At 60.1% G+C, this 21,304-nt stretch carries 22 protein-coding genes; 6 read left to right on the top strand and 16 right to left on the bottom strand.

Annotated features, from left to right (window positions below; translation table 11 throughout):
* The 3 genes from B1781_RS21725 to speE form a co-directional block, all read right to left on the bottom strand.
* A complete protein-coding gene (locus tag B1781_RS21725) occupies window positions 1-1,482 on the bottom strand; it encodes a hypothetical protein (RefSeq protein WP_078121689.1) in 1,482 nt (493 codons plus the stop codon).
* 39 nt (window positions 1,483-1,521) lie between these two features.
* Window positions 1,522-2,337: an outer membrane lipoprotein-sorting protein gene (locus B1781_RS21720; RefSeq protein ID WP_125932222.1), complete on the bottom strand. Its 816-nt coding sequence runs from the start codon at window positions 2,335-2,337 to the stop codon at window positions 1,522-1,524.
* 216 nt (window positions 2,338-2,553) lie between these two features.
* The gene (speE, locus tag B1781_RS21715; protein WP_078122182.1) at window positions 2,554-3,420 is read right to left on the bottom strand and encodes a polyamine aminopropyltransferase; all 867 of its coding nucleotides are present in this window, start codon (window positions 3,418-3,420) and stop codon (window positions 2,554-2,556) included.
* Between the two features lie 198 nt (window positions 3,421-3,618).
* Between speE and speA the strand changes: the two genes are divergently transcribed.
* Window positions 3,619-5,493, top strand: coding sequence for a biosynthetic arginine decarboxylase (gene speA / locus B1781_RS21710; protein WP_078121687.1), 1,875 nt, complete (start codon window positions 3,619-3,621; stop codon window positions 5,491-5,493).
* Window positions 5,494-5,656: 163 nt separating this feature from the next.
* A complete protein-coding gene (locus B1781_RS21705; protein ID WP_078121686.1) occupies window positions 5,657-5,986 on the top strand; it encodes a tetratricopeptide repeat protein in 330 nt (109 codons plus the stop codon).
* 5 nt (window positions 5,987-5,991) lie between these two features.
* Here the strand turns inward: B1781_RS21705 and B1781_RS21700 are convergent, their stop codons facing one another.
* From B1781_RS21700 to B1781_RS21670, 7 genes are all read right to left on the bottom strand, one after another.
* On the bottom strand, window positions 5,992-6,375 hold the full coding sequence (locus B1781_RS21700) for a response regulator (protein WP_078121685.1): 384 nt from the start codon (window positions 6,373-6,375) through the stop codon (window positions 5,992-5,994).
* On the bottom strand, window positions 6,372-6,905 hold the full coding sequence (locus B1781_RS21695; protein WP_078121684.1) for a sigma-70 family RNA polymerase sigma factor: 534 nt from the start codon (window positions 6,903-6,905) through the stop codon (window positions 6,372-6,374). Before B1781_RS21695 ends, B1781_RS21700 begins: the two co-directional genes overlap by 4 nt.
* Before the next feature lie 177 nt (window positions 6,906-7,082).
* Entirely contained in the window at window positions 7,083-8,444 is a 1,362-nt protein-coding gene (locus B1781_RS21690) for a sigma-54-dependent transcriptional regulator (protein WP_078121683.1), read from the bottom strand.
* A gap of 53 nt (window positions 8,445-8,497) precedes the next feature.
* Window positions 8,498-9,433 (bottom strand): class I SAM-dependent methyltransferase, encoded by a 936-nt coding sequence (locus B1781_RS21685; protein ID WP_174575423.1) that lies wholly within the window; start codon window positions 9,431-9,433, stop codon window positions 8,498-8,500.
* Window positions 9,430-9,810, bottom strand: coding sequence for a DUF423 domain-containing protein (locus B1781_RS21680; protein ID WP_125932221.1), 381 nt, complete (start codon window positions 9,808-9,810; stop codon window positions 9,430-9,432). Before B1781_RS21680 ends, B1781_RS21685 begins: the two co-directional genes overlap by 4 nt.
* On the bottom strand, window positions 9,810-10,358 hold the full coding sequence (locus B1781_RS21675) for a hypothetical protein (protein WP_078121682.1): 549 nt from the start codon (window positions 10,356-10,358) through the stop codon (window positions 9,810-9,812). The genes B1781_RS21680 and B1781_RS21675 overlap by 1 nt, the downstream gene beginning before the upstream one ends.
* Before the next feature lie 79 nt (window positions 10,359-10,437).
* On the bottom strand, window positions 10,438-11,088 hold the full coding sequence (locus B1781_RS21670; RefSeq protein ID WP_078121681.1) for a HEAT repeat domain-containing protein: 651 nt from the start codon (window positions 11,086-11,088) through the stop codon (window positions 10,438-10,440).
* Between the two features lie 427 nt (window positions 11,089-11,515).
* Between B1781_RS21670 and aprB the strand changes: the two genes are divergently transcribed.
* A complete protein-coding gene (aprB, locus tag B1781_RS21665; protein WP_078121680.1) occupies window positions 11,516-11,983 on the top strand; it encodes an adenylyl-sulfate reductase subunit beta in 468 nt (155 codons plus the stop codon).
* Between the two features lie 49 nt (window positions 11,984-12,032).
* The gene (gene aprA / locus B1781_RS21660; RefSeq protein ID WP_078121679.1) at window positions 12,033-14,030 is read left to right on the top strand and encodes an adenylyl-sulfate reductase subunit alpha; all 1,998 of its coding nucleotides are present in this window, start codon (window positions 12,033-12,035) and stop codon (window positions 14,028-14,030) included.
* Between the two features lie 112 nt (window positions 14,031-14,142).
* On the opposite strand, the gene B1781_RS21655 is transcribed toward aprA, so the two are convergent.
* Entirely contained in the window at window positions 14,143-14,388 is a 246-nt protein-coding gene (locus B1781_RS21655; protein ID WP_125932220.1) for a hypothetical protein, read from the bottom strand.
* 232 nt (window positions 14,389-14,620) lie between these two features.
* Complete coding sequence (locus B1781_RS21650) at window positions 14,621-14,827, bottom strand: YdcH family protein (protein WP_078121677.1); 207 nt, start codon at window positions 14,825-14,827, stop codon at window positions 14,621-14,623.
* Window positions 14,828-15,034: 207 nt separating this feature from the next.
* Here B1781_RS21650 and B1781_RS21645 point away from each other — a divergent pair, with 207 nt between their 5' ends.
* The gene (locus tag B1781_RS21645) at window positions 15,035-15,934 is read left to right on the top strand and encodes a YkgJ family cysteine cluster protein (protein ID WP_078121676.1); all 900 of its coding nucleotides are present in this window, start codon (window positions 15,035-15,037) and stop codon (window positions 15,932-15,934) included.
* Between the two features lie 80 nt (window positions 15,935-16,014).
* On the opposite strand, the gene B1781_RS21640 is transcribed toward B1781_RS21645, so the two are convergent.
* The 4 genes from B1781_RS21640 to B1781_RS21625 form a co-directional block, all read right to left on the bottom strand.
* Window positions 16,015-16,317 carry a hypothetical protein gene (locus B1781_RS21640; protein ID WP_078121675.1) on the bottom strand — a complete coding sequence of 101 codons (303 nt, stop codon included), beginning with the start codon at window positions 16,315-16,317 and terminating at the stop codon, window positions 16,015-16,017.
* Between the two features lie 94 nt (window positions 16,318-16,411).
* Window positions 16,412-16,804 carry a hypothetical protein gene (locus B1781_RS21635; protein ID WP_078121674.1) on the bottom strand — a complete coding sequence of 131 codons (393 nt, stop codon included), beginning with the start codon at window positions 16,802-16,804 and terminating at the stop codon, window positions 16,412-16,414.
* 310 nt (window positions 16,805-17,114) lie between these two features.
* Window positions 17,115-17,999: a phosphate ABC transporter substrate-binding protein gene (locus B1781_RS21630; protein WP_078121673.1), complete on the bottom strand. Its 885-nt coding sequence runs from the start codon at window positions 17,997-17,999 to the stop codon at window positions 17,115-17,117.
* Window positions 18,000-18,255: 256 nt separating this feature from the next.
* Window positions 18,256-19,122: a phosphate ABC transporter substrate-binding protein gene (locus B1781_RS21625; protein WP_334223817.1), complete on the bottom strand. Its 867-nt coding sequence runs from the start codon at window positions 19,120-19,122 to the stop codon at window positions 18,256-18,258.
* Window positions 19,123-19,925: 803 nt separating this feature from the next.
* Here B1781_RS21625 and B1781_RS21620 point away from each other — a divergent pair.
* On the top strand, window positions 19,926-21,260 hold the full coding sequence (locus B1781_RS21620) for a dicarboxylate/amino acid:cation symporter (protein WP_078121672.1): 1,335 nt from the start codon (window positions 19,926-19,928) through the stop codon (window positions 21,258-21,260).
* Window positions 21,261-21,304: the final 44 nt, after the last annotated feature.

Genomic DNA, 21,304 nt, shown 5'->3' with positions numbered 1-21,304 from the left:
TTAAAACGTCGAGCGCCAACCCAGGTTGATCGACGAATGGTCTTCGTGGAAGCCACCCAGGGTGTCGTCGTCGCCGTCAAAGTAGTGCACCGCCAGGTACAACTCGTGTGGCTCCCAACCGAGGAAGGCGATTTCTGGGTTCAGGTACACGTCGGTATCGTTGAGGCCGAGGTTGAAGTCGAGGCTTGCACGCCAGCGACCACGGTCAAACGGTACGTCGACCTCGCCATTCAGACTGTAGACGTTTTCGCGGTCGAGCACGTCGGGTGCGTTGACCAGGTTGCTGCCGATCACCTGAACATTGACCCGGGTATCGCCATCGCCGGGATGCATTTCGACACCGGCGCCCCACAGTACGGCCTCGGTCGTCGTATAGCTGAAGTCGGTGCGCGTCACCGGCATGTCGCTGAAATAGGCGGCCTCGACCCGTACGGTGGCGCCCATTGCCTCGAAGGCAGCGTCGATACCGTAGTTCCACGAGCGCTGATACTCGGCCTCGAACCGGCCGGGGGCGACCATGCGGTAATAGGGTGTCGACTGACGTACATGGGCAACCGTCACGCCGATGTCGGCAAATGAATGGGCGCGCGTATAGCGTGCGCCAAAGCCGCCATCGCCCTCGGTCTCTTCGTCCGAGATCTCGGCATCGCGGACTGCTGCCGCGGGGATGTCATCCGGATCGAAGCCGAGCATGCGACCGGAATCGCGGTTGATCGGATACCAGATGCTGTCTTGGTCGGGCAGTTCCGCCGGTCGGAAGTCGAACAGCCAGACCACGTCGAGCTTGCCGGCGCCGAAGAAGGATTCGAGACGCAGCACCGGGTTCGAACGTCGCCGGTCTTCGAGGTCGTCGAGCACGAAGCGCGACAGGTCGGCAGTACTGACGAAGTCGGACAGCGGGATCTCGTCCATGCGTCCCCAGATCACGGTCTGGGTGCCGAGCGTGACACGCGTGGTGTCGCCACGGAAGCGTACGAAGGTATCGCCGTAGTCACCGGCAAAAGTGCCATTGGACTCGCCGCCGCTCTGGCCGTTGCCGTCAACGCGCGCTGCGGCCTGGAACTCCCAAGACGGGTCCGGCTGCCAGTTGGCCGATCCTGAGAGATGGCCGTAGAAGGTGTTGTCGGCCTCGCTGTCGGACGGGTAGACGTAACCGTATTCGACGCGTGCCTTGTCCAGGCCGATGTCGAAGTTGGACGACTCCGCCATCTCGGTTTCAGTGCTTTCAGCCGGCGTGCTGTCGTCGATCACGATCGTGTCGGACTGCTCCGATGCGGGTTCGTCGATGACGATATCGCCCGACTCAATAGCCGGCGAACCGGTGTCGTCGATCAGGATCTCTTCCGCCGGCGCGCTGTCGCTGGCGTCGATGGTGATTTCTTCCTCGATTACGATCTCGTCGGCGGCGAGAGCGATCGGGGAAACAGAAGCGGTGAGAAGAAGCGTTGCGAAAACGCGCCCGGTATATCGCGGAAAGTACATGTGGTTATAGTCCTTGTGTCCTTTCAAGAAGCGATCGATCTACGGCCGATATTTTATTTCTGCACGGTCATCCGCCAGTGCTTGGCTGCTAAACAATCGATCGGGTATCCCCTGATTATACTTAAGTGACGACAAGGTTATACGGGTAGTGTGGCCTGACTTGAGATCCTGCATCGTGCTGTCGAGTACGGTCCAAAATCCCTGCACGCGCTTGATACGTTTGACCAGCAGCCGCTTGACCGGCTTGCTTGAATGCGCCTGGTAAAAATCGACGCGCAACGGGATCAGGGTTTTCGGGTGTACCCAACTGATGCGCTTGGTGTACACCGAGTTGTCCGGATCGACCGGGGTGCTTTCCAGCAACTTGACCTTCAGCTTGCCGAACTTGCCTTCGCCCTTGTAGAGGTGCTTGTCCATGTCCACTTCGCGGTCGCGCAGATCTTCAAAGAACAGGTCGGAGTTGACGAAGCGCCCCCCTTTGCGTGATGAGGATACGCGGCGCACGCGGTCGAGGGCGGGCAGGTAAAGCCATTGATCGCTCTCGTCGCCGGGATGGTCTTTGGTCAACAGGCCGACGCCGTCGATGTCGTTAGGACTTGTAAAGCGCGTCAGCGACCAGCGCTCACCCTGCTTGGGTTCGACGCTGAGTGTATACATCGTGCGTTTGCGCGGATCGCGACCCTTCTCGATCAGGGTCATGGTGGCGCGCGAGGCGAAGTCTTTACCGTCGGGTGCGTCGTACACGGCCTGCGCGAGTTTGCGGCCTTCGGCCTCCGCGTTGCCCGCGGCCTGCGCGTAACTGCCGATGAGCAGGCCCAGCACCGCGACTGACATCAGTGATCGAAAAAGCCGCATTGGATGCTCCGTTAAGCGTGAATTATCTGTAAGGAACAGCGGTGATCGTGATGGCGCAACGGAGCCCAGCACAAGGCTCTGTCGGCTCCCGCGGTGCGAGGACGTGATCCATACCCCGTTCAGGAGCTTAAATCGGCTTTGGTTTCGCGGACTTTAGGCGAACGCGATCACACCTCGAGCGCCTTGTTTGGGCGCGTGAGGCCCGTCACACGGCGTTCAATCCGTCAGCCAGCCGGTGCGTGCCTTACGGAAGAACTCGGGTTGGGCGAACGCCGCCTGATGGATCTCGACGTTGTAGTAGGTCGTTTCGAAGGGTTTGTTTTCCGCATCTGCGCGGCGGAAACCATCCAGCTGCGTGTTCTTGGCGCCGATCGTGGCCGACCACCACCCGGTGGGGTAGATCGGCTGCGGGAAGAACAGCGTGCGCGCATCGGCGAAGCGGGCCGTTTTCAGGCTGCGGTACATGCGCTCGAGGATCGCCATGTGAATCAGCGGTGATTCGCTTTGTTGTATGACCAGTCCGCCGTCGTCGAGGGCGTTGAAGCAGGCGTTGTAGAACTCGGGGGTGAACAGCACCTCGCCGGGGCCGATCGGGTCGGTCGAGTCGACAATGATGATGTCGAGCGAGCCGGCCGGTGCATCCTTCATCCACTGGATGCCGTCGATAAACAGCAACTCGGCACGCGGATCGGCGTTGAGCTCGCACAATTCCGGAAAGTGCTGCTCCGAGGCGCGCGTGACCACTTCGTCGATGTCGATCTGCACCGCTTTTTCGACTTCAGGGTGCTTGAGCACTTCCCTGAGTGTGCCGCAATCGCCGCCGCCGATGATCGCGACGCGCTTGGGCGCGTGGTGGCTGAACAGCACCGGGTGGCTCATCATCTCGTGGTACAGAAAGTTTTCGCGTGTGCTGACCATGGTGCAGCCGTCGATCAGCATCAGCTTGCCATAGGTCTCCGTCTTGAAGACCTCGACCTTCTGAAACGGCGATTGCTGCTCAAACACCTTCTCGCCGCCTTTCAATGAAAACGCCGAGCCGCCGTCTTCGCAGATCTCGGTAATCCAGTCTTTGTCCAGTGACATGCAATACTCCAGCGGGGACAGGGGTTCGATGCGGCGCACCTTAGCGGCACGATTGTCGTCCGGCAACAAGCGCGTTGAATAGTACGGCCGAGGCAGTGCGTTCACGGCCGAATTTCCGGATAATCCTCCTGTCGCCGACCGCCGCTTCGCGCGCTCTTTTCAAGCGGGCAGGTCGCTCATCCATCTTACGAGGTCGTTATGCCTGCAAAGGTCGCATCAGTCCCCCAGAACTACGGCGTCGGCCGTTGGGGAGAAGGCTATTTCGGTATCAACGACCATGGCCATGCGACCGTCCGCCCGCATCCCAAGCACGAGCACGATATCGATCTGTTTGAACTGGCGCAGGATCTGACGGCCTCGGGCCTGCGCCTGCCGGTGCTGGTGCGCTTCAACGATATCCTGCAGCATCGCGTGCAACGCCTGTGCGGGGCGTTTGCCGACGCCGCGGCTGCATTGGATTACACCGGCGGCTATCGCGCCGTTTATCCGATCAAGGTCAACCAGCAGCGTAGCGTGGTCGAACAGATCGTTGCCGGCGGCGGCGACTGCGTCGGCCTCGAAGCCGGCAGCAAGCCCGAACTGATGGCGGTGCTGGCGACGGCGCCGCAGGGCGGGGTGATCGTCTGCAATGGTTACAAGGACCGTGAGTATATCCGTCTGGCGCTGATCGGGCGGCGTCTCGGTTACGCGGTCTATATCGTGATCGAAAAGCCGACCGAGCTCGACTTGGTATTCGCCGAAGCCGCCGATCTGGGTATCGACCCCTTGCTCGGGGTGCGCGTGCGCCTTGCCGCCGTCGCCGCCGGCAAATGGCAGAACTCCGGCGGCGCAAAATCCAAGTTCGGCTTGTCGGCGTCGCAGGTGCTGGAGTTCGTCGAGCGTCTGCGTGAGCGCGATTGCCTGCACTGGCTGGCGTTGCTGCATTCGCACATTGGTTCGCAGATTCCGGATTTGCGCGATATCCATCACGGCATCAACGAAGCGACCCGCTATTTCGTCGAACTGCGCCGGCTCGGTGCCGATATCCGTGTCATCGATGTCGGTGGCGGACTCGGTATCGACTACGAGGGGAGCCGTTCACAGCACTACTGCTCCACCAACTACGATCTGTCGGCCTATGCCGAAGAGGTGCTGCGGCCGATCGCGCGCATCTGCGAAGAGCACGATCTGCCGCAGCCGATGGTGTTCAGCGAGTCGGGGCGCGCGATGACGGCGCACCACGCGGTATTGATCACCGACGTGATCGAGCGCGAGCAGCCTTTCGTCGATCTCGAGGTCGGTGATCCCGTCGACGACGATCTGTTGTACCGCCTGAAAGAGCTGCTCGCTGCGGTGAGCGACGGCGTGCCGACGCAGAGCTTCCAGAATGCACGCCACCTGTTGGCCGAGGCCAATGAACGGTTCGCGCAAGGTACGATGACGCTGCAGAGTCGAGCGGTTGCCGAGACCCTGTTTTTCGCCATCGCCCGCGAGGTAAAGCGGGCCTTGCGCCTGGAGTCCAGGCGGCATCGTGAATTGCTCGAGGCGCTCAACGAGATGTTGGCCAACCGGGTTTTCTGCAATTTTTCATTGTTCCAGTCGTTGCCCGACATCTGGGCGATCGAACAGATATTTCCGGTGATGCCGCTGCAGCGCCTGAACGAATTGCCCGACCAGGCTGCGCTGATGCATGACCTGACCTGCGATTCCGATGGCTGTATCGAAAACTACGTCGACCAGGACGGCGTGGAGAACACCCTGATGCTGCACGAGCCGCGTGCCGGCGAGCGCTACCTGCTCGGTATCTTTCTGGTTGGCGCCTACCAGGAGATCCTCGGCGACATGCACAATCTGTTCGGTGATACCGACGCGGTTAATGTCGTTACCGAGACCGGCGGCAAGTACCGCCTGGCAGAGCCCGAGCGCGGCGATTCGGTCGACGAACTGCTGCGCTATGTGCATTTCGATCCCGAGGCGATGCTCACCTCCTACCTGCAGAGACTCCGTGCCGAGGGCGTTTCAGAGGCGTATATCGATAGCTATTACCGCGAGCTGAAAGCGGGATTGCGCGGTTACACCTACCTAAAGACCTGAAACTCGCCCGCCGCTTCCTAAATCTGCTGTTTTCTATAATCCAAAATAGAAGTTTCTGGATAGTTAGTGCTTGCTAACTAGGCTGTGCGCTGCCTACCCTGGAAAACACCCTCTTTAACCTGGGATAAGTTGCAGCGACAATAATGAAAACGAGGAAACGGCCATGACCATGTTGGACAATCTGCACGGCATGTTGGAGCGCGGTGTCGATGGCGCGCTGCTGCGCTATTCGCTGGGCAATGAGCTACTCAAGATCGGCGATGCCGACGCCGCCATCGCACATCTGCGCGAAGCGCTGAAACACGACGCCGACTATTCCGCTGCATGGAAGGTGCTCGGCAAGGCCCTGTCGACCAAGGGTGAACATGCCGAAGCTGCCGATGTGCTGCGCCAGGGTATCGAAGTGGCCGAACGCAACGGCGACGTTCAGGCCGCCAAGGAAATGAGCGTTTTCCACAAGCGCTCGCTCAAAGCGCTCGGCAGCGAAGCCTGAAGCCTTCAGGCGGGCACCATGGCGGCCAACTCGGCATCGACCGCCAGCGGTGACACCGGTTTGGCGAAGAACGGCATGACCGGCGGGTGTTGCAGGCAACCGGGCAAACCACCATTCACACTGTCTGCGCTCATCAATCCCCAGACCGCCCCCGGTTGACGGTGCCGCATCTGGCGCATCAATGACACGCCGTTGCCGTCGGGCAGGTGATAGTCCAACAGGATTGCGTCGAAGCGGCGGTCGGACAGACAGCGGCCGCCCTCCCGGCAGTCGTACGCCAGCTCAACGTCATATCCCAGATCTTCGAACTCCCAGGCCAGCATCTGGCAGAGGCCGGCATCATCGTCGACGATCAGCAGACGCTTGCGCGGTGGGCGGCGCGCGATCACAGTAGCTCCCGCAGTTTCTCGCGTGCGCGGAACAGGCGGGTACCGGCCCCGGCCACCGAGATGCCGAGTTGCAGCGCGATCTCTTTCTGCGAATAGCCGTACACCACCTGCATCAGCAACGGCTCACGGTATTCGGGTGGCAGCTTCTCCAGCGCCTGGCGGAGCACGAAGGCCTCGGTCGAGGTGTCGTACTCTTCGCGTTGCGCGGCCACCTCTTCGGTCGGCACGCCGCTTTCGGGCAGCGACTTGCGCTCGAAGCGGCGGGCGTTCTCGCGCCGCAGGATCGTCAGCAGCCAGCCTTTCACGGCCTTCGGGTCGTTCAACTTGTCCATCGAACGCCAGGCCCGCATCAAGGTGTCCTGTACCAGGTCGTCGGCGACTGCGGCATTGCCGCTGAGCCAGCGCGCGTAGCGATACAGGTCATCCATGTACACCGCGATCAGCTGGTTGAAGCGGCTTTCGCGATCATCGCTGCGTTCTGTCCCGGCTTCAGGCTGGGTGAGTTCGGCGGCGTAGGCAATGGCGGTCATCGGTTTCGTCCTTCAGCAAAATTCATTTGCCGAACGACAGAGCAGGCCGCGTGCCAGTTTTTAAAGCTTTGTTTTAAAAAGAAAAAATGCTGACGTCTCGAAGCGAATTTTAACGTATCGTTTTAACGTTTCGTTACATCGATCCTGGATTTAACGATCTGTTAAACCGTTGGGCGGTCAATCGCGCTGCGGCAGGCGCAGGTCGTATTTCTGGATCTTTCGGTCGAGTGCCGGGCGCGAGATGCCGAGGATTTCGCAGCTCCGCCCTTTGTGTCCGCCGGTATGATCCAGCACGCGCTGCACATGCGCCGCTTCGACTTCATCGAGGGTTCGCAAGGGCGCGTCGTCGCGCGGTGCGCTCGGCTCGAGCGCACGAGCCGGAGCGGATGTCTGCAGGCGGAGGTGGGCCGGGGTGATCTCACTATCGCCGCGGGCAAACACTAACGCCTGGGTGAGTACGTTTTCGAGTTCACGTACGTTGCCCGGCCAGGCGTGGCTTTGCAGCAGGTTCAGCGCGGCCGCAGAAAGCGTGGGTGCGGTCTGCCCGTGTTGGCCGGCGACCTTCGCCAGCAAGGCCTCGCCGAGCAGCGGGATATCTTCGCGGCGTTCGCGCAGCGGCGGGATAAGGATATTGATCACGTTCAGGCGATAGGCGAGATCTTCTCGAAATGCCCCTTGGCTCGCGCGTTCGAACAGGTCGCGGTGGGTGGCGGCGATGATGCGTGCATTGACCTCGATCGACGACGTGCCGCCGACACGTTCGATCACCCGCTCCTGCAAGGCGCGCAGCAGTTTCGCTTGCAGCGTCGGCGCCAGTTCGGCGATCTCGTCGAGAAACAGGGTGCCGTTGTTGGCCAACTCGAATTTGCCGGGCTTGCTACGGTCGGCGCCGGTAAATGCGCCCTTCTCATGGCCGAACAATTCGCTTTCGAGCAACGAATCGACGATCGCGGCGCAGTTGATGGCGATGAACGGACCGCTGCGCTGGCTGTGCTGATGAATCAGTCGCGCGACCACCTCTTTGCCGGTACCCGATTCGCCGCTGATCAGTACGGTCGCCTGGTTGCTGGCCGACAGGGCGATCTGTTTGCTGACCTCGAGCATGCCCTCGCTGCGCCCGATCAGGTCGCCGAAGGTGCGTGTGGGCGTCGCCGGTTTATCGCCGACGGGCGATTTGCGGGCTGCCAGAACCCGGTCGACCGTCGACTGCAGCGTGGCCGTCTTGATCGGCTTGTGGACGAAGTCGGCAGCGCCGCGCTTGATGGCCTCGATGGCGAGTTCGAGATCGTGTTGCCCGGTCATCATGATGATCGCGGTATCGGGCAGCCGATCGCGCAAGCGCGGCAGCAGATCGATGCCGTGACCGTCGGGCAACTGCTGATCGAGCATTACCAGGTCGTAGCTTGCGTCGGCGGCCAGCGATTCGCCTGCACCGCAATTATCCGCGGTGTCGACGCTGAAACCCTGATCTTCGAAATGCAATGCGAGCATCTGCTGCAAAGCGTTGTCGTCTTCGATAATCAGGAGGCGCTTGCTCATGTTGCGATAGTAGACGCACGCCAGCCGGGAAAGAAAGCCGGTAGCTCTGCTCGCTAGGTTTTGTTCAGCCGCCAGCAGCGGTGCGGCTGGAACCTTTGAAAGTCGGGCGGCACGGTCTGCTGCGTGATCTCTTCGACCTCGGCCAGATCGGCGACCTGCGGATCGAGCTTGAATCCCTGGCGGTTGTTCGAGAAAAACAGCGTGCCCCCGGGTGCCAGAAGAGACACGGTGGCGTCGAGCAGCGCCACCTGGTCGCGTTGCACATCGAAGGTATCGCGCATGCGTTTCGAGTTCGAGAAGCTCGGTGGATCGAGCACGATCAGGTCGAACAGGGCGCGCGCCGCGCGCATGCGGTGGAGAAAGGCGAGCACGTCCGACTGCACGAAGGTATGCCGCTCGTCGTCCTGCAGTTGGTTGTGCACCAGGTTGCGCCGGCTCCAGGCCTGGTAGGTGTTCGACATGTCCACCGTCACGCTGCGCCGCGCGCCACCGGCGGCGGCATACACGGTGAAGCTGCCGGTATAGGCGAACAGGTTGAGAAAGGTCTTGTTGTCGGCCAGTTCGCCGACCATGCGGCGTGTGTCTCGGTGGTCGAGGAACAGGCCGGTATCCAGGTAGCGTCCCAGGTTCACCTCAAAGCGCAGGCCACGCTCTTCGACGGTGAAAGACGGTGTGGCCGTATCGAGTTTTTCGTACTGACTCGTGCCGCGCTGGCGACGCCGGTACTTGAGGATGACCTGCTGCGGCGGGATGTCCAGTGCGTCGGCGAGGTCGGCGCGTACCGCGTCCAGTTCCTGATCGCTGAAGGTGCGCTTCTTCTCGAACACCTGCACGTGCAGCCAGTCGCGATAGCGGTCGATCGCCATCGGAAACTCGGGCATGTCGCGATCGTACAGGCGGAACGCCTCGATACCTTCGCGCCGCGCCCATTTGGCGAGGTGGCGCTGATTCTTGAGCACGCGATTGCGCAGCGGGGCTGGATCGATCACGCGTCTTTACGGAAACCGTACCAGGCAAGCGCGGCCCAGCCGAACAGAAACAGTGTGCCGCCGACCGGTGTGATCGCGCCGAGCCAGCGGATGTCGGTCACCGCGAGCAGGTAGAGACTGCCGGAGAACAGCAGAATGCCGGTGGCGAATGCCCAGCCGGCATAGCCGAGCGAGCGGTGGTTGCTGTGGTTGCCGAGCAGTCCGACCAGTAGCAGCGCGAGCGCGTGCGTGGCCTGGTAGTCGACCCCGGTCTGAAAGATGTCGAGCATGCCGTGGCTCAGCAGCCCCTTCAGCCCATGTGCGGCGAACGCACCCAGGGCGACCGCGAGAAAGCCGTTGACCGCGCCGATGAAAATGAAATGCTGCAGGCGATTCATCAATGCAGGTCCAGCTTGCCCAGTTCGTCGAGGATCTGCAGCACCAGCTGCTGGCCACGCGCGTCCATGTTGGCGCACAGCCTGTCAGGGTCGCGTTCGCCGTTGATCATCGGGCGGATGGCGCCGGCGACACGGCTCATGTCGCCGCCCACCTTGCTCATCTGCTCGGCCATCTGGCTGATCAACGCCAGCGCCTGCGGGTTGCCGGTGGCTGCCGAATGGATCATGTGGGCGAGGCCCGGTGCCGCCAGTGTCGGGTCGGCCTTTTTGGCCGGGTCTGGCAGGGTGGCCGGGTCCTGCAGGCCGCGCAGGATGGCTTCGGCAATGGCGCGGTCTTCGTCGTCGAGACCCTGGCAAACACTGTCGTCGCGACGACCGGCGGCTATCTGGCGGACGGCGCCGACCAGCGCATCCCAGCCGTTCTCGGCGGCGGTTTTCAGCACGCTGTCGAGTTGCGGTTTGTCGCCACCCTGAATCAGTTGCACCACCTGGCAAATGAACGGAGCGTGCGTCTGGACAATCTGCGCTTCGCGGTCGGGAATCTGCATGCTGTGCCGGTTGATAGAAGAAAGCGCGCCAAGTCTAACCGACCTCGCCATGAATGCGAGGTGTCGGGCGGATCAAATGTTACCGGCGCGTGGTCTCAAGGTCGTTCAACGAGTCGGTGGCGATCTCCCGCACCTGCGCATCGTCGTCGTTCGCCATCTCGGTGAGCTTGGCATGCGCCGCCTCGCCGCCGATCAGGCCGAGGAAATGCGCGGCATCGGCACGCACCTGCGGTTGCGGGTCGTCGGCCAACGCCAGCACATTCTCCAGGTGATCATTCAGATAACCCTGCGGGCCCAGATCCTCTACGACTGCGCCGATGCCGATGCGCACGGCAAACGGGATTTCGAGGTCGGCCGCCAATTCGAGCAGCACCGGTAGCAGCACCGGATGACGGCGGCAGGCGGCGATTACGGCGTCGAGTTCGCCGGCGGCCAGCTGGCTGGTCAGATACTCGCCGATACCTGCCGCGCTGCCTGCGCGCTCGGCCCAGTCCGCCAACTCCTGCGGCGAGTGATTGCCGATCAGCTCGAACGGTCCGATACGCGTCCACGGCACACTGCGGATGCCGCGCTGGCGCGCGGTTTCGGGTTCGCTGGCGACATTGACCACGGTCAGGCGGCCGATCCTGCCGGCCTTGACCAGTTCTGCGAGGCCGCTGAGAACGACCGGGCAGTGTGCGCATCCCGAGGCGATGAACAGCTCGGCATCCGGTGGGTTGGATTCGCTCATAGGGGAAGATCCTTCATCGCTATCGGGAATGTATCACGTGCTTGTCCACGTCAAGCGCCGCAGGGTAGTCCCGACGGTGCTTTGGACTCGTTGAAAAGTTGAAGAAAAACAGAACTTTGATGATCTGTATTAGAAAAAGAAATAAGGCTAATTTATGCCAGCCGGCCGTAAAACTGTTTGGCCTTTTTTCCCCGCCCTCTCTATGTTTAGCGACCCCGAGGCCCCGCCGGGCGCCTGCGCGTTAGAGACGAGTGCGCGCCTGACCTGGCAGAGGTCGGCTATCCGGAAGCCGGGTTGCCAGACGAGGGCCCCACGAATAGAAGACGCTCGGGAAGCTCCGCAGCACAAGAGTTTGCCGACCTTCTTAGAGAACTGTCGCCCGCGGGCGACGTCAACACTGCAGTGTAAACCTCAGGAGAAATCATCGATGCCTACATTCGTACGTACCGATAAGTGCGATGGCTGTAAGGGCCAGGACAAGACGGCGTGCATGTATATCTGCCCGCACGATCTGATGAAACTGGATAAGGATGGTTCGGAAACCGGCCATGCCATGAAGTCTTACAACCAGGAGCCGGAACAGTGCTGGGAGTGCTACTCCTGCATCAAGATCTGCCCGCAAAACGCTATCGAAGCGCGTCCGTATGCTGACATCGTTCCGCTCGGCGCCTCCGTACAGCCGCTGCGTGGTACCGACTCGATCATGTGGACCATCAAGTTCCGCAACGGCACCATGAAGCGCTTCAAATTCCCGATCCGTACCACCCCGGAAGGTTCTATCGATCCTTACGGCGGCAAGCCAGAAGCTGACATCAGCAAGATCGCTGACAACAAGTTCTTTGTTGAAGCGAACGGCTACCGCGCCGGTGATCCGAGCGAGCTGATCGCGAAGTAATCGCAGTCCGCCCGCAAACAAGAGATTTAGGTACAAAGAGGTATAAACAATGGCTGAATTCGGTAAACCAGACGTCGTCGAAGAAGAGGTAGACATCCTCATCATCGGCGGTGGCATGGCCGCCTGCGGTGCCGGTTACGAGATTGGTCCGTGGCTCGACGCTGCCAAGAAGCAGGGTGTCGACATCAAAGTGAAACTGGTCGACAAGGCCGCAATGGACCGTTCAGGTGCCGTTGCCCAGGGTCTGTCGGCAATTAACACCTATATCGGTTCGGAGCAGGACCCGGCGGACTACGCTCGCATGGTCTCGAACGACCTGATGGGCATCACCCGCGACGACCTGGCCTACGACCTGGGTCGCCACGTTGACGAGTCGGTTCACCTGTTCGAAGAATGGGGTCTGCCGATTTGGAAGACCGACGAGAACGGTGAGCGTCACGACGGTTCGAAGGGCATGACCCCGTTGAAAGACGGTGGCAAGCCGGTACGTTCCGGTAAGTGGCAGATCATGATCAACGGCGAATCCTACAAGTGGATCGTCGCTGAAGCCGCCAAGAAGGCACTGGGTACCGACCGTATCCAGGAGCGCGTCTTCATCGTCAAGCTGGTCAACGACAAGAACGACAAGAACCGCATCGCCGGTGCTGTCGGTTTCTCGGTTCGCGATCACAAGCTGTTCGTCTACAAAGCGAAGGCAATCCTGCTGGTTGCCGGCGGCTGCGTAAACATCTTCCGTCCGCGTTCGGTCGGTGAAGGCCAGGGCCGTGCCTGGTACCCGGTATGGAACGCTGGTTCGACCTACGCCATGGCTGCAGAGGCCGGCGCAGAGCTGACCATGATGGAAAACCGCTTCGTACCGACCCGTTTCAAAGACGGTTACGGTCCGGTTGGCGCGTGGTTCCTGCTCTTCAAATCGAAAGCCACCAACGCTTTCGGCGAAGTGTACATGGACCGCAACAAGGAAATGCTGAACGACTACCCGCCCTACGGTCAGGCTGCCGTTCCTGCGTCTTGCTTGCGTAACCACCTGATGTTGAAAGAGATGCGTGAAGGTCGTGGTCCGATCTGGATGGACACCGTCACCGCTCTGGCCAACCTGCGTGAAACCCTGTCGCCGCGTGAGGTAAAACACCTCGAAGCAGAGGCATGGGAAGACTTCCTCGACATGTGTATCGGCCAGTGTGGTATCTGGGCGGGTGAAAACATCGAGCCGGAGAAGAAGAACTCCGAGCTGATGCCGACCGAACCGTACCTGCTCGGCTCGCACTCGGGCTGCTGCGGCATCTGGGTTTCGGGTCCGACCGACGTCGGCGCGCCGACCGAAGAAGGCCTCGGCGATGGTATCCCGGGTCACCTGCCGAATGGCTGGAACTGGGGCTACCGTGGCATGACCACCGTTGCCGGTCTGTTCACCGCGGGTGACGGCGTCGGCGCATCCGGCCACAAGTTCTCCTCCGGCTCGCACGCCGAAGGCCGCATGTGTGCCAAGTCGATGGTCAAGTACGTCATGGACAACAAAGATCTCAGCCCAGAGCTCGACACCTCGGTCGACGAGCTGATCGAAGAGATCTACCGTCCGGTACGTAACTACCTTGAGCACAAGGACTACAGCACCGCGATCGACGTGAACCCGAACTACATCACGCCGAAGATGCTGCAGTTCCGTCTGCAGAAGATCATGGACGAATACGTCGCGGGTGTTGCCACCTACTACACCACCAACGAGCACATGCTCGCTCTGGCGGAGCAGAAGCTGGAAATGCTGAAGGAAGACGCGCTGAAGATGCGTGCGAAGGACCTCCACGAGCTGCTGCGCGCGTGGGAGAACTACCACCGCATCCTGACCGCGGAAGCCCACATGAAACACATCCAGTTCCGTGAAGAATCCCGTTACCCGGGCTTCTACTACCGCATGGACAAAAACTTCGTCGACGAAGAAAACTGGAAGTGCTTCGTAAACTCGGTCTACGACAAGACCACCAAGACCTGGACCTGCTTCAAGCGCGCCCACAAGGACTTGGTCGACAAGTCGAAGCTGTTCAAGTAATCACTGCTTGACAGTTTGCTGACTGATAAACCGGGCACCGTAAGGTGCCCGGTTTTTTTATGCGATCGGCCGCTGAGGGTGCGGCCGACGAATACGAAAGCGTATTGCGGGCTTATTCGGTGCCCGCGGCCTTGTCTACCGCGTCGCCCTCGTCGCTCTGCAGGGTATCGCGGCGATCGGCGATGCAATCGGCCATGTAGTCGGCACGCTCATCGCTGATGACCTGCTCCTGCTCGGCCTGCTTCGCGCAGTAGCTCTCGGCGTCGTCCACTTCGTTGCCGGCATCGCCCGATGCCGCCTGTAAGGCGGGGGCAGCCAGGCATGCAGCTAATCCCAGCGCAATCATTGTTGTCTTCATTGTGATGCCCTCCGGCGTTGACGGCGTAGTGTCTGGGCGGCTAAGCCTCAAAACAGGCGTTGTGCTCGATCGGCGACCGCCCTCAATAACTGTATACCCACGCCCACAGTTTGCACATGCAGGCGATGCCACCTGTTTCAGCGGCCGGACGCAGGTTGATATTGCGCTGCAGCAAGCCGGCTGCGGCACATGGCTAGTACGCGGTAGGGGGCGCTCGGCCGAGAGGGGGCGGTCAGGCGTCCAGGTCAGGAATCAGGCTGCTTTCGAGGCGCGCGATGGCGTCTTTGAGCAATAGTTTGCGTTTCTTCATCCGTCGCAGGCCGAGCTGATCGACACATGGATCATGCACGAGGCGATGGATCGCGTCGTCGAGATCGCGGTGCTCGAGGCGCAGTTCCAGTATCCGTGCGCGCGTGGCGCTCTCAAAATCCTCTTCCATCGCGGCAGATCTAAATTCGTAGCCAAAATCTCGCTGTCAACGTGATAAAGCGTACCCAATTTGCACGCATTGGGATATAGAAAATCGCAGGCGGCGAACGCAGGTGAAAAACCGTATAATTCCCGACCTTTGCGCGGCCCTGTCGTGCGTTACCGTTAGTCAGCGACAGTCATCCCTGACGTTAATCACGGAGCCGAGGAACCCCCTATGAGCGACGGAAAATTCGATATCCCCGAACAGTTTGCCAGCCCGGCGGTGCCGTCTCTGCTGACTGAAGACAGCGTTATCAATTTTAAATGTTACAAGGGCATCTCCTGCTTCAATGCCTGCTGCAAGAACGCCGATGTCACCCTGGCGCCATACGACGTGTATCGCCTGCAGAAGCGTCTGAAGATGAGTTCGGCCGACTTCCTCAAGCAACACACGGTACCTTTCCAGATCGATGCGGATGGCGTGCCCGGGATCAAGCTGCGCACGGACAACGGCGGCGCCTGCCTGTTTCTCGACGGCGACAATGGCTGTAGCGTGTACGAAGACCGTCCTACGGTGTGTCGCTATTACCCGGTCGCATTGCTCAACATGCGCGAGAAGGACACCTACGAGGCCAAGCAGCAGTACTCCCTGGTCAAGGAAGAGCACTGTAAGGGACACGACGAATCGCGCCAGATCACCCTGCGTGACTATCGCCAGGAACAGGGCGTCGAAGACTACGACGAGCACAACAGGGCCTGGTATGAGCTGATCCTGAAGAAGAAGTCCGGCGGCCCCGGCGTAGGCAAGCCGAACGAGATGAGCCTGCAGCTGTTCTTCATGGCCTCGTTCAATTTCGACATGTTCCGCAAGTTCGTTATGAGCGACAACTTCAAGGCGACCTACAATCTGCCCGAAGAGACCTACCAGCAGATCGTCGAAGACGATCTGGCGTTGATCGACCTGGGCAATCGTTTGATGCGCCAGGCACTGTTCGGCGAAAAGACGATTCCGGAACAGAGCGGCGCGTGGGAAAAGCGCGTGGAGACCCGCAAAGACGTCTGGGAGGCGCGCGCCAAGGCCGAGGTGGAAGCACGCAACGCCAAGGTCGACGAACAGATGCGCGACGAGACCTGATCGGACAGTAAATATTTACCCAAGAAAAACCGCAGCAGTAACGCTGCGGTTTTTTTGTTTATGTCGGCCGGCGTATGTGGCTAGTCGGCCGGTACGTCGCCGGCGATAGTGCGACGGCAGCGCCAGATCCGAATGAACGGAATCGCCATCGACAACAACAGCACCAGCATCGCCAGTGGAATCCGGTCGGCCTGAACCAGGAGGATCACAACGACAAAGGCTGCGACCATCGACAGCGCAGAGTCGATCAATGCCTTGTGGATCAATTGTCGTCGAACCTCGTTCGACTCACTGCCGGTGATGAACAGGAACAGGGTCGGCAACAGGAAATGCAGCGGCGCGTAGAACGCGACGATAATGATCCAGACGATGATGTCGTCCATAGCTTTTCACTTCGATATTGACGACGACAAAGCCTATCGGCAGCGTAAGGCGAGGGAAACCCCTGCCGGCTGCGCGGCAGGGATGTTGCTGCGACTAATTGCTCTCGGTGGTCGTAGCGGTCGACGACGTGGCGGCCGGGCCATAGCGATAACCGTAGTACGGAACGCCGTAACCCCAAGGGCCATAGCCGGAGTATGGATGCCCGTGGTAGCCGCCCCAAGGGCCTCCGCCATATCCCCAGGGTCCTGTGTACCCCCACGGTCCGCCACCGTAGCCCCACGGACCTCCGCCGTATCCCCAAGGCCCACCACCGTAACCCCAGGGCCCGCCACCGTAGTAGCCACCACCGCCGAAGAACTCTTCCATCCAGTAGCGGGGATCCCAAGGATCATAGGGGTTCCAGCCGCCACCCCACCATGCGTGGGCCGATGTAGCTGCCAGTGACAGCAGCCCAGCCAATGCTGTGATTGCCATGCGCTTGTACATAAGACACCTCCCGTCGACGGGCAAAGAGCAGAAACAGCCTCTAGTAGTTAATTTACACGCCAACATCACTCCGCCGGGTTGCGTGAAATCAAACTGAATTCAGTGACGAAATCCGTGGCCGTTGTGGCCGGACATGGCCTTGCCGTGCGGGCGTGCACCGAGCCGGAAAGGTCGGTGACGCGGGGCGCCTTGGTCGATGGGTAAAAGGCCGGCGGCGCATGAGGCGTTCGCCGTACCAAGCAGAGACAAGATCGCTTCGTTCAAACTGCCGGAACGAAAAAGCCCGGCAGATGCCGGGCCGAGGAGGTGGTTATTGGGCCAGGCCCAGCTCGCGCGATGCCTTCCATTGCTCGCGTTGTTTCCTGACAAGGCTGAGCGCGTCCAGATACGGTACCGTGCCGGCACTTTGGATGATCTCGCGTCCGGCCTGCGAGTGAGCGAAATCGATAAAGCGTTTGACCTCGCGGTAGCGTTTGCTCGCCGGGTTGAAGACGATGTACAGAGGGCGGTACAGCACGTATTCACCGGTACGAATCGTGTCGTAGCTCGGCTTTTTGCCCTCCAGCTTCAGCATCTTGACGTTGCGCTTCAAGGCGCTGCTGATGCCGGTCACGCCGACCGCCTGCGGGTTCTTTTCGATTTCGTCTTCCAGCGGGCCGCTCGAGGCAAACTCGTGCGTGGTGACGAAGTCGTGGTCGTGGTCGTGAAACACCAGCTCTCGCAACGAGTGGCCGACGCCCGAGATCTTGCTCTTGCGCACCAGCAGCTCGATCGGCTTGTCGGGCCCGCCGAGCTCTTTCCAGTTGGTCAGCTTGCCGTCGTACAGATCGCGCAATTGCTGCAGGCTGATGTCGTTGACCGGGTTGTCCTTATGCGTGATGACGACCAGCGCATCCCAGGCGACCGGGTTCAGTTGCGCATCCGACTCTTCCTTGATGCCGGCGATCTTTGGCCGGCAGGCGCCGCCGATATCGGCGGTTCCGTCGTTGATGCTGCGCAGTCCCTTGTTGTCGCCACCGCCCACCAGGGTGATATCGACGTTGTACTTGCGTTTGTACGCAGCGGCGAGTTCCTCCATGAACGCCTTTTTCGCGATACCACAACCGGCCCACAAGAGTGGTTCTTCGTCGGCGGAAACGCTTTGCCCCATGCTGGCCGCGAAAATCAGCGCGGCAGCAGAGATCAACTTCTTCATTGAAAGACCCTCGGAATATCAGGACGAACCGACGCAGGGTGCTCGTCCTTGAGAAAAACGTGCAGGAATTATCGGTGGGTTGCGATGAAACTGAACCTTAAACCCAAAGAAATAACCGGGTTGTTTGAAATGTTGTGCGCCGGTTCAGTTTTGTGCCGACAGAGCTGGATCAGTGGGAATTTAGCAAACCGTGCGGACGACGGCCTTCGAGAGGGGGGGTAGTGCGGGCCGGTCCAGCCGGCCCGCACTTTGGCTGTTACTGCGCAGCGTAGGTCGATTCGCGCGACTCTTTCCACTGCTCCCGCTGCTTGTGGATCAGCGGCAGGGCATCGAGATAGGGCACTGCGCCGGCACTACGAATGATGTCGCGGCCAACACGGGTGTGGGCGAAGTCGATAAAGCGCTTCACCTCGCGGTAACGCTCCTGCGCCGGGTTGAACACGATATACAGCGGCCGGTAGAGCAGGTACTCGCCGGTACGGATGTTGTCGTAGTTCGGATCTTTGCCTTCGAGCTTCAGCAGTTTCACGTTGCGTTTCAAGGCGCTGCTGATGCCGGTGACGCCAATCGCGTTCACGTTCTGTTCGGCAGCCTTTTCCAGCGGACCGGTCGACGGAAACTGGTGCTTGGATACGAATTCGTGGTCGCCATCATGGAACACCAGTTCGCGCAGGGTCAGGCCGACGCCCGAGATCTTACCTTTACGAATCAGCAGATCGATCGGCTTGTCCGGTCCGCCCAGATCTTTCCAGTTGGTGATCTTGCCGTCGTACAGGTCTTTGAGCTGTTGCAGACTGATGTTATCGACCGGATTGTCCTTGTGCACGATCACAACCAGGGCGTCCCAGGCTACCGGGTTCAACTGCGCCGATGCCTCTTCGGCATTCGCAGGCAGCTTCGGCCGGCAGGCGCCGCCGAGGTGGACTTCTTTGCTGCTGATCCGGCGGATACCCTTGGTGGCGCCGCCGCCTTCCAACACGATCTCTACGCCGTACTTGCGCTTGTACGCCGCTGCCAGCTCGCCCATGAACGCCTTCTTGGTGATACCGCAGCCTGCCCAACGCAGTGGTTCTTCTTCAGCGGTCGCAGCCTGGCTCAAGCCTGCTGCGATCAACATTGTCATGCCCGTTAATAATTTTCGCATCGTCATCTTCCTCGGTTCTCCAGGAATGCAAACCAGTTGACCTTTTCCCTGGCGAATCCTGGAAGAGTTATCGGTCCACGACACTGAAACTGAAACCTATTCTCAGTAACCGTTTTCTCCAATTTCTTGTGCGACGCAACATGACACTGTCGGCATGCGCGCCCGTTATCGCGTCCATAGGACGCCTACGGAAAGCAGAACGGTCTGATCCTTCAGGGTTTCTTGGGCTTGGTGTCGGCACCGAGCGATATACCGATGGGATTGGTGGTCGAGCGTGCTTTTTGCACTTATATATTTATGGGGATGCACCCTATCGGTTGCTATGAAGTTAGTGCGACAACATAAAAAAATCAACGTCCGTTCAAAAACTTAACATGCTTTAAAAAACCAAATCGGCGCCACCGCGGATGAATTTGCCACTTTCCGGCAGAACGGCGCAGTATCTGAGCGGGCCGGCGAAGGCGTTCCGGCCGTGTATCGATCCGTGTCCTTAGGCGGCCAGGATCCGTACACCGGCGTCGGCTGAGGCGCCGGATGGGATTGGCGGGCGGTCTTATCGCAACGAGCATCTGCGCCGGTGATGCTCCGATCCCAGGGGAGGCACGCGATTTCCGCTAGCACTGTCCGTACCTGCGGACATATTACGGATCCGTGACAAAAACGCGCCGAGTTAGTGCCGGCGTTTTGCAAAGGCTCGGTTCGAGCGGTTTTGCGCACTGCGCTGGTGCGGTGCGTCAAAACCAGCCGATGACGTCCGTCCCGTATCACTCGGAGGAGAAGCTATGAGTCTCACAATGAAGGTCCTCGTCGGCATGGTCCTGGGGATCGTTGTCGGCCTTGCCATAAACCTGCTTGGATTCAACTCGCCAGGGTCGTTCATCAACGAGTTCGTCGTCGACGGGGTGTTCTATGTCGCCGGCAAGATGTTCGTTAACGCGCTGAAGATGATGGTGGTGCCGCTGGTCCTGTTTTCCCTGGTGACCGGGGTATGCGGTATCGGCGACGTGCGACTGCTCGGCCGAATCGGCGGCAAGGCGTTTGTCCTCTACATGCTCACCACGGCGATAGCGATCGCATCTGCATTGGCGATTGCGGGCAGTATCGGCATCGGCCAGGGCATGAATGCGACCACGGCCGCTGAATTCACGGGCAAGGAAGCACCGCCGCTGACCGACACTCTGATCAACATCATTCCGAGTAACCCGATCAACGCGATGTCGGAAGGCGAGATGTTGTCGATCATCTTTTTCGCCATCCTGTTCGGTGTCAGCCTGCTGATGGTCGGCAAGAAGGCGGCGCAGGCGATCGAGTTCATCGAGATCATGAACGAGGTCATGATGAAGATGGTTGGTCTGATCATGGTGCTGGCGCCTTACGCGGTGTTCTGCCTGATTGCCAAGGCGATGGCCGATCTGGGTATGGACCTGTTGTTGCAACTGATCGGTTACGTGGCGGTTCTGATCGGCGTGCTGCTGTTCCATCTGTTCGTGACACTGCAGGCGGTGTTGAAGCTGTTTTCCGGCTTGAGCCCGGCAATGTTCCTCAACAAGATCCGCAATACGCAGGTATTTGCATTCAGTACCTCCAGCTCGAATGCGACCATTCCGGTCACACTGCGAACCGTTACCGAGCGTATGGGTGTGAACAACTCGGTAGCCTCGTTCACCGTACCTTTCGGCGCGACGATCAACATGGACGGGACGGCCATCATGCAGGGCGTGGCGACCGTGTTCATCGCCAATATCTACGGTGTCGAGCTCGGCATGAGCGGCTACCTGACGGTCATCATGATGTCGGTGCTGGCGTCTATCGGTACTGCTGGTGTGCCGGGTGTCGGTCTGATCATGCTGTCGATGGTGTTTGCCCAGGTCGGCCTGCCAATCGAGGGTATCGGCCTGATACTGGGTGTCGACCGACTGCTCGACATGATCCGTACCGCGGTCAACGTTTCCGGCGATGCGGTCGTGTCGACGATCGTTGCCAAGAGCGAGGGCAAGATGGACATTGCCGTGTACAACGATCCGAACGCCGGGGTGGTCTACACCGAAGATGTACACGTCGACGAAGAGGTCGAGCGGGAACTGGCTGGTGTCGTTCAGTCGACGCACGATCGTTGATCGTCGCTTCGGCGCATAAAAAAACCCCGCCGAGCTGGCGGGGT

Source organism: Thiosocius teredinicola (assembly GCF_002009425.1).
GTDB classification, from domain to species: domain Bacteria; phylum Pseudomonadota; class Gammaproteobacteria; order Chromatiales; family Chromatiaceae; genus Thiosocius; species Thiosocius teredinicola.
Note: the sequence above shows the minus strand (reverse complement) of the source record. Positions and strands in the feature narration are given on the sequence as shown.

Bases quoted from the DNA above. Each gene is read 5' to 3' on its own strand.
- speA (WP_078121687.1), top strand. From the start codon at position 3,619: ATGCCTGCAAAGGTCGCATCAGTCCCCCAGAACTACGGCGTCGGCCGT.
- B1781_RS21625 (WP_334223817.1), bottom strand. From the start codon at position 19,122: ATGACAATGTTGATCGCAGCAGGCTTGAGCCAGGCTGCGACCGCTGAA.
- B1781_RS21640 (WP_078121675.1), bottom strand. From the start codon at position 16,317: ATGGACGACATCATCGTCTGGATCATTATCGTCGCGTTCTACGCGCCG.
- B1781_RS21720 (WP_125932222.1), bottom strand. From the start codon at position 2,337: ATGCGGCTTTTTCGATCACTGATGTCAGTCGCGGTGCTGGGCCTGCTC.
- B1781_RS21645 (WP_078121676.1), top strand. From the start codon at position 15,035: ATGAGCGACGGAAAATTCGATATCCCCGAACAGTTTGCCAGCCCGGCG.
- B1781_RS21690 (WP_078121683.1), bottom strand. From the start codon at position 8,444: ATGAGCAAGCGCCTCCTGATTATCGAAGACGACAACGCTTTGCAGCAG.
- speE (WP_078122182.1), bottom strand. From the start codon at position 3,420: ATGTCACTGGACAAAGACTGGATTACCGAGATCTGCGAAGACGGCGGC.
- aprA (WP_078121679.1), top strand. From the start codon at position 12,033: ATGGCTGAATTCGGTAAACCAGACGTCGTCGAAGAAGAGGTAGACATC.
- B1781_RS21670 (WP_078121681.1), bottom strand. From the start codon at position 11,088: ATGAGCGAATCCAACCCACCGGATGCCGAGCTGTTCATCGCCTCGGGA.
- B1781_RS21705 (WP_078121686.1), top strand. From the start codon at position 5,657: ATGACCATGTTGGACAATCTGCACGGCATGTTGGAGCGCGGTGTCGAT.
- B1781_RS21630 (WP_078121673.1), bottom strand. From the start codon at position 17,999: ATGAAGAAGTTGATCTCTGCTGCCGCGCTGATTTTCGCGGCCAGCATG.
- aprB (WP_078121680.1), top strand. From the start codon at position 11,516: ATGCCTACATTCGTACGTACCGATAAGTGCGATGGCTGTAAGGGCCAG.
- B1781_RS21635 (WP_078121674.1), bottom strand. From the start codon at position 16,804: ATGTACAAGCGCATGGCAATCACAGCATTGGCTGGGCTGCTGTCACTG.
- B1781_RS21675 (WP_078121682.1), bottom strand. From the start codon at position 10,358: ATGCAGATTCCCGACCGCGAAGCGCAGATTGTCCAGACGCACGCTCCG.
- B1781_RS21620 (WP_078121672.1), top strand. From the start codon at position 19,926: ATGAGTCTCACAATGAAGGTCCTCGTCGGCATGGTCCTGGGGATCGTT.
- B1781_RS21725 (WP_078121689.1), bottom strand. From the start codon at position 1,482: ATGTACTTTCCGCGATATACCGGGCGCGTTTTCGCAACGCTTCTTCTC.
- B1781_RS21655 (WP_125932220.1), bottom strand. From the start codon at position 14,388: ATGAAGACAACAATGATTGCGCTGGGATTAGCTGCATGCCTGGCTGCC.
- B1781_RS21650 (WP_078121677.1), bottom strand. From the start codon at position 14,827: ATGGAAGAGGATTTTGAGAGCGCCACGCGCGCACGGATACTGGAACTG.
- B1781_RS21680 (WP_125932221.1), bottom strand. From the start codon at position 9,810: ATGAATCGCCTGCAGCATTTCATTTTCATCGGCGCGGTCAACGGCTTT.
- B1781_RS21695 (WP_078121684.1), bottom strand. From the start codon at position 6,905: ATGACCGCCATTGCCTACGCCGCCGAACTCACCCAGCCTGAAGCCGGG.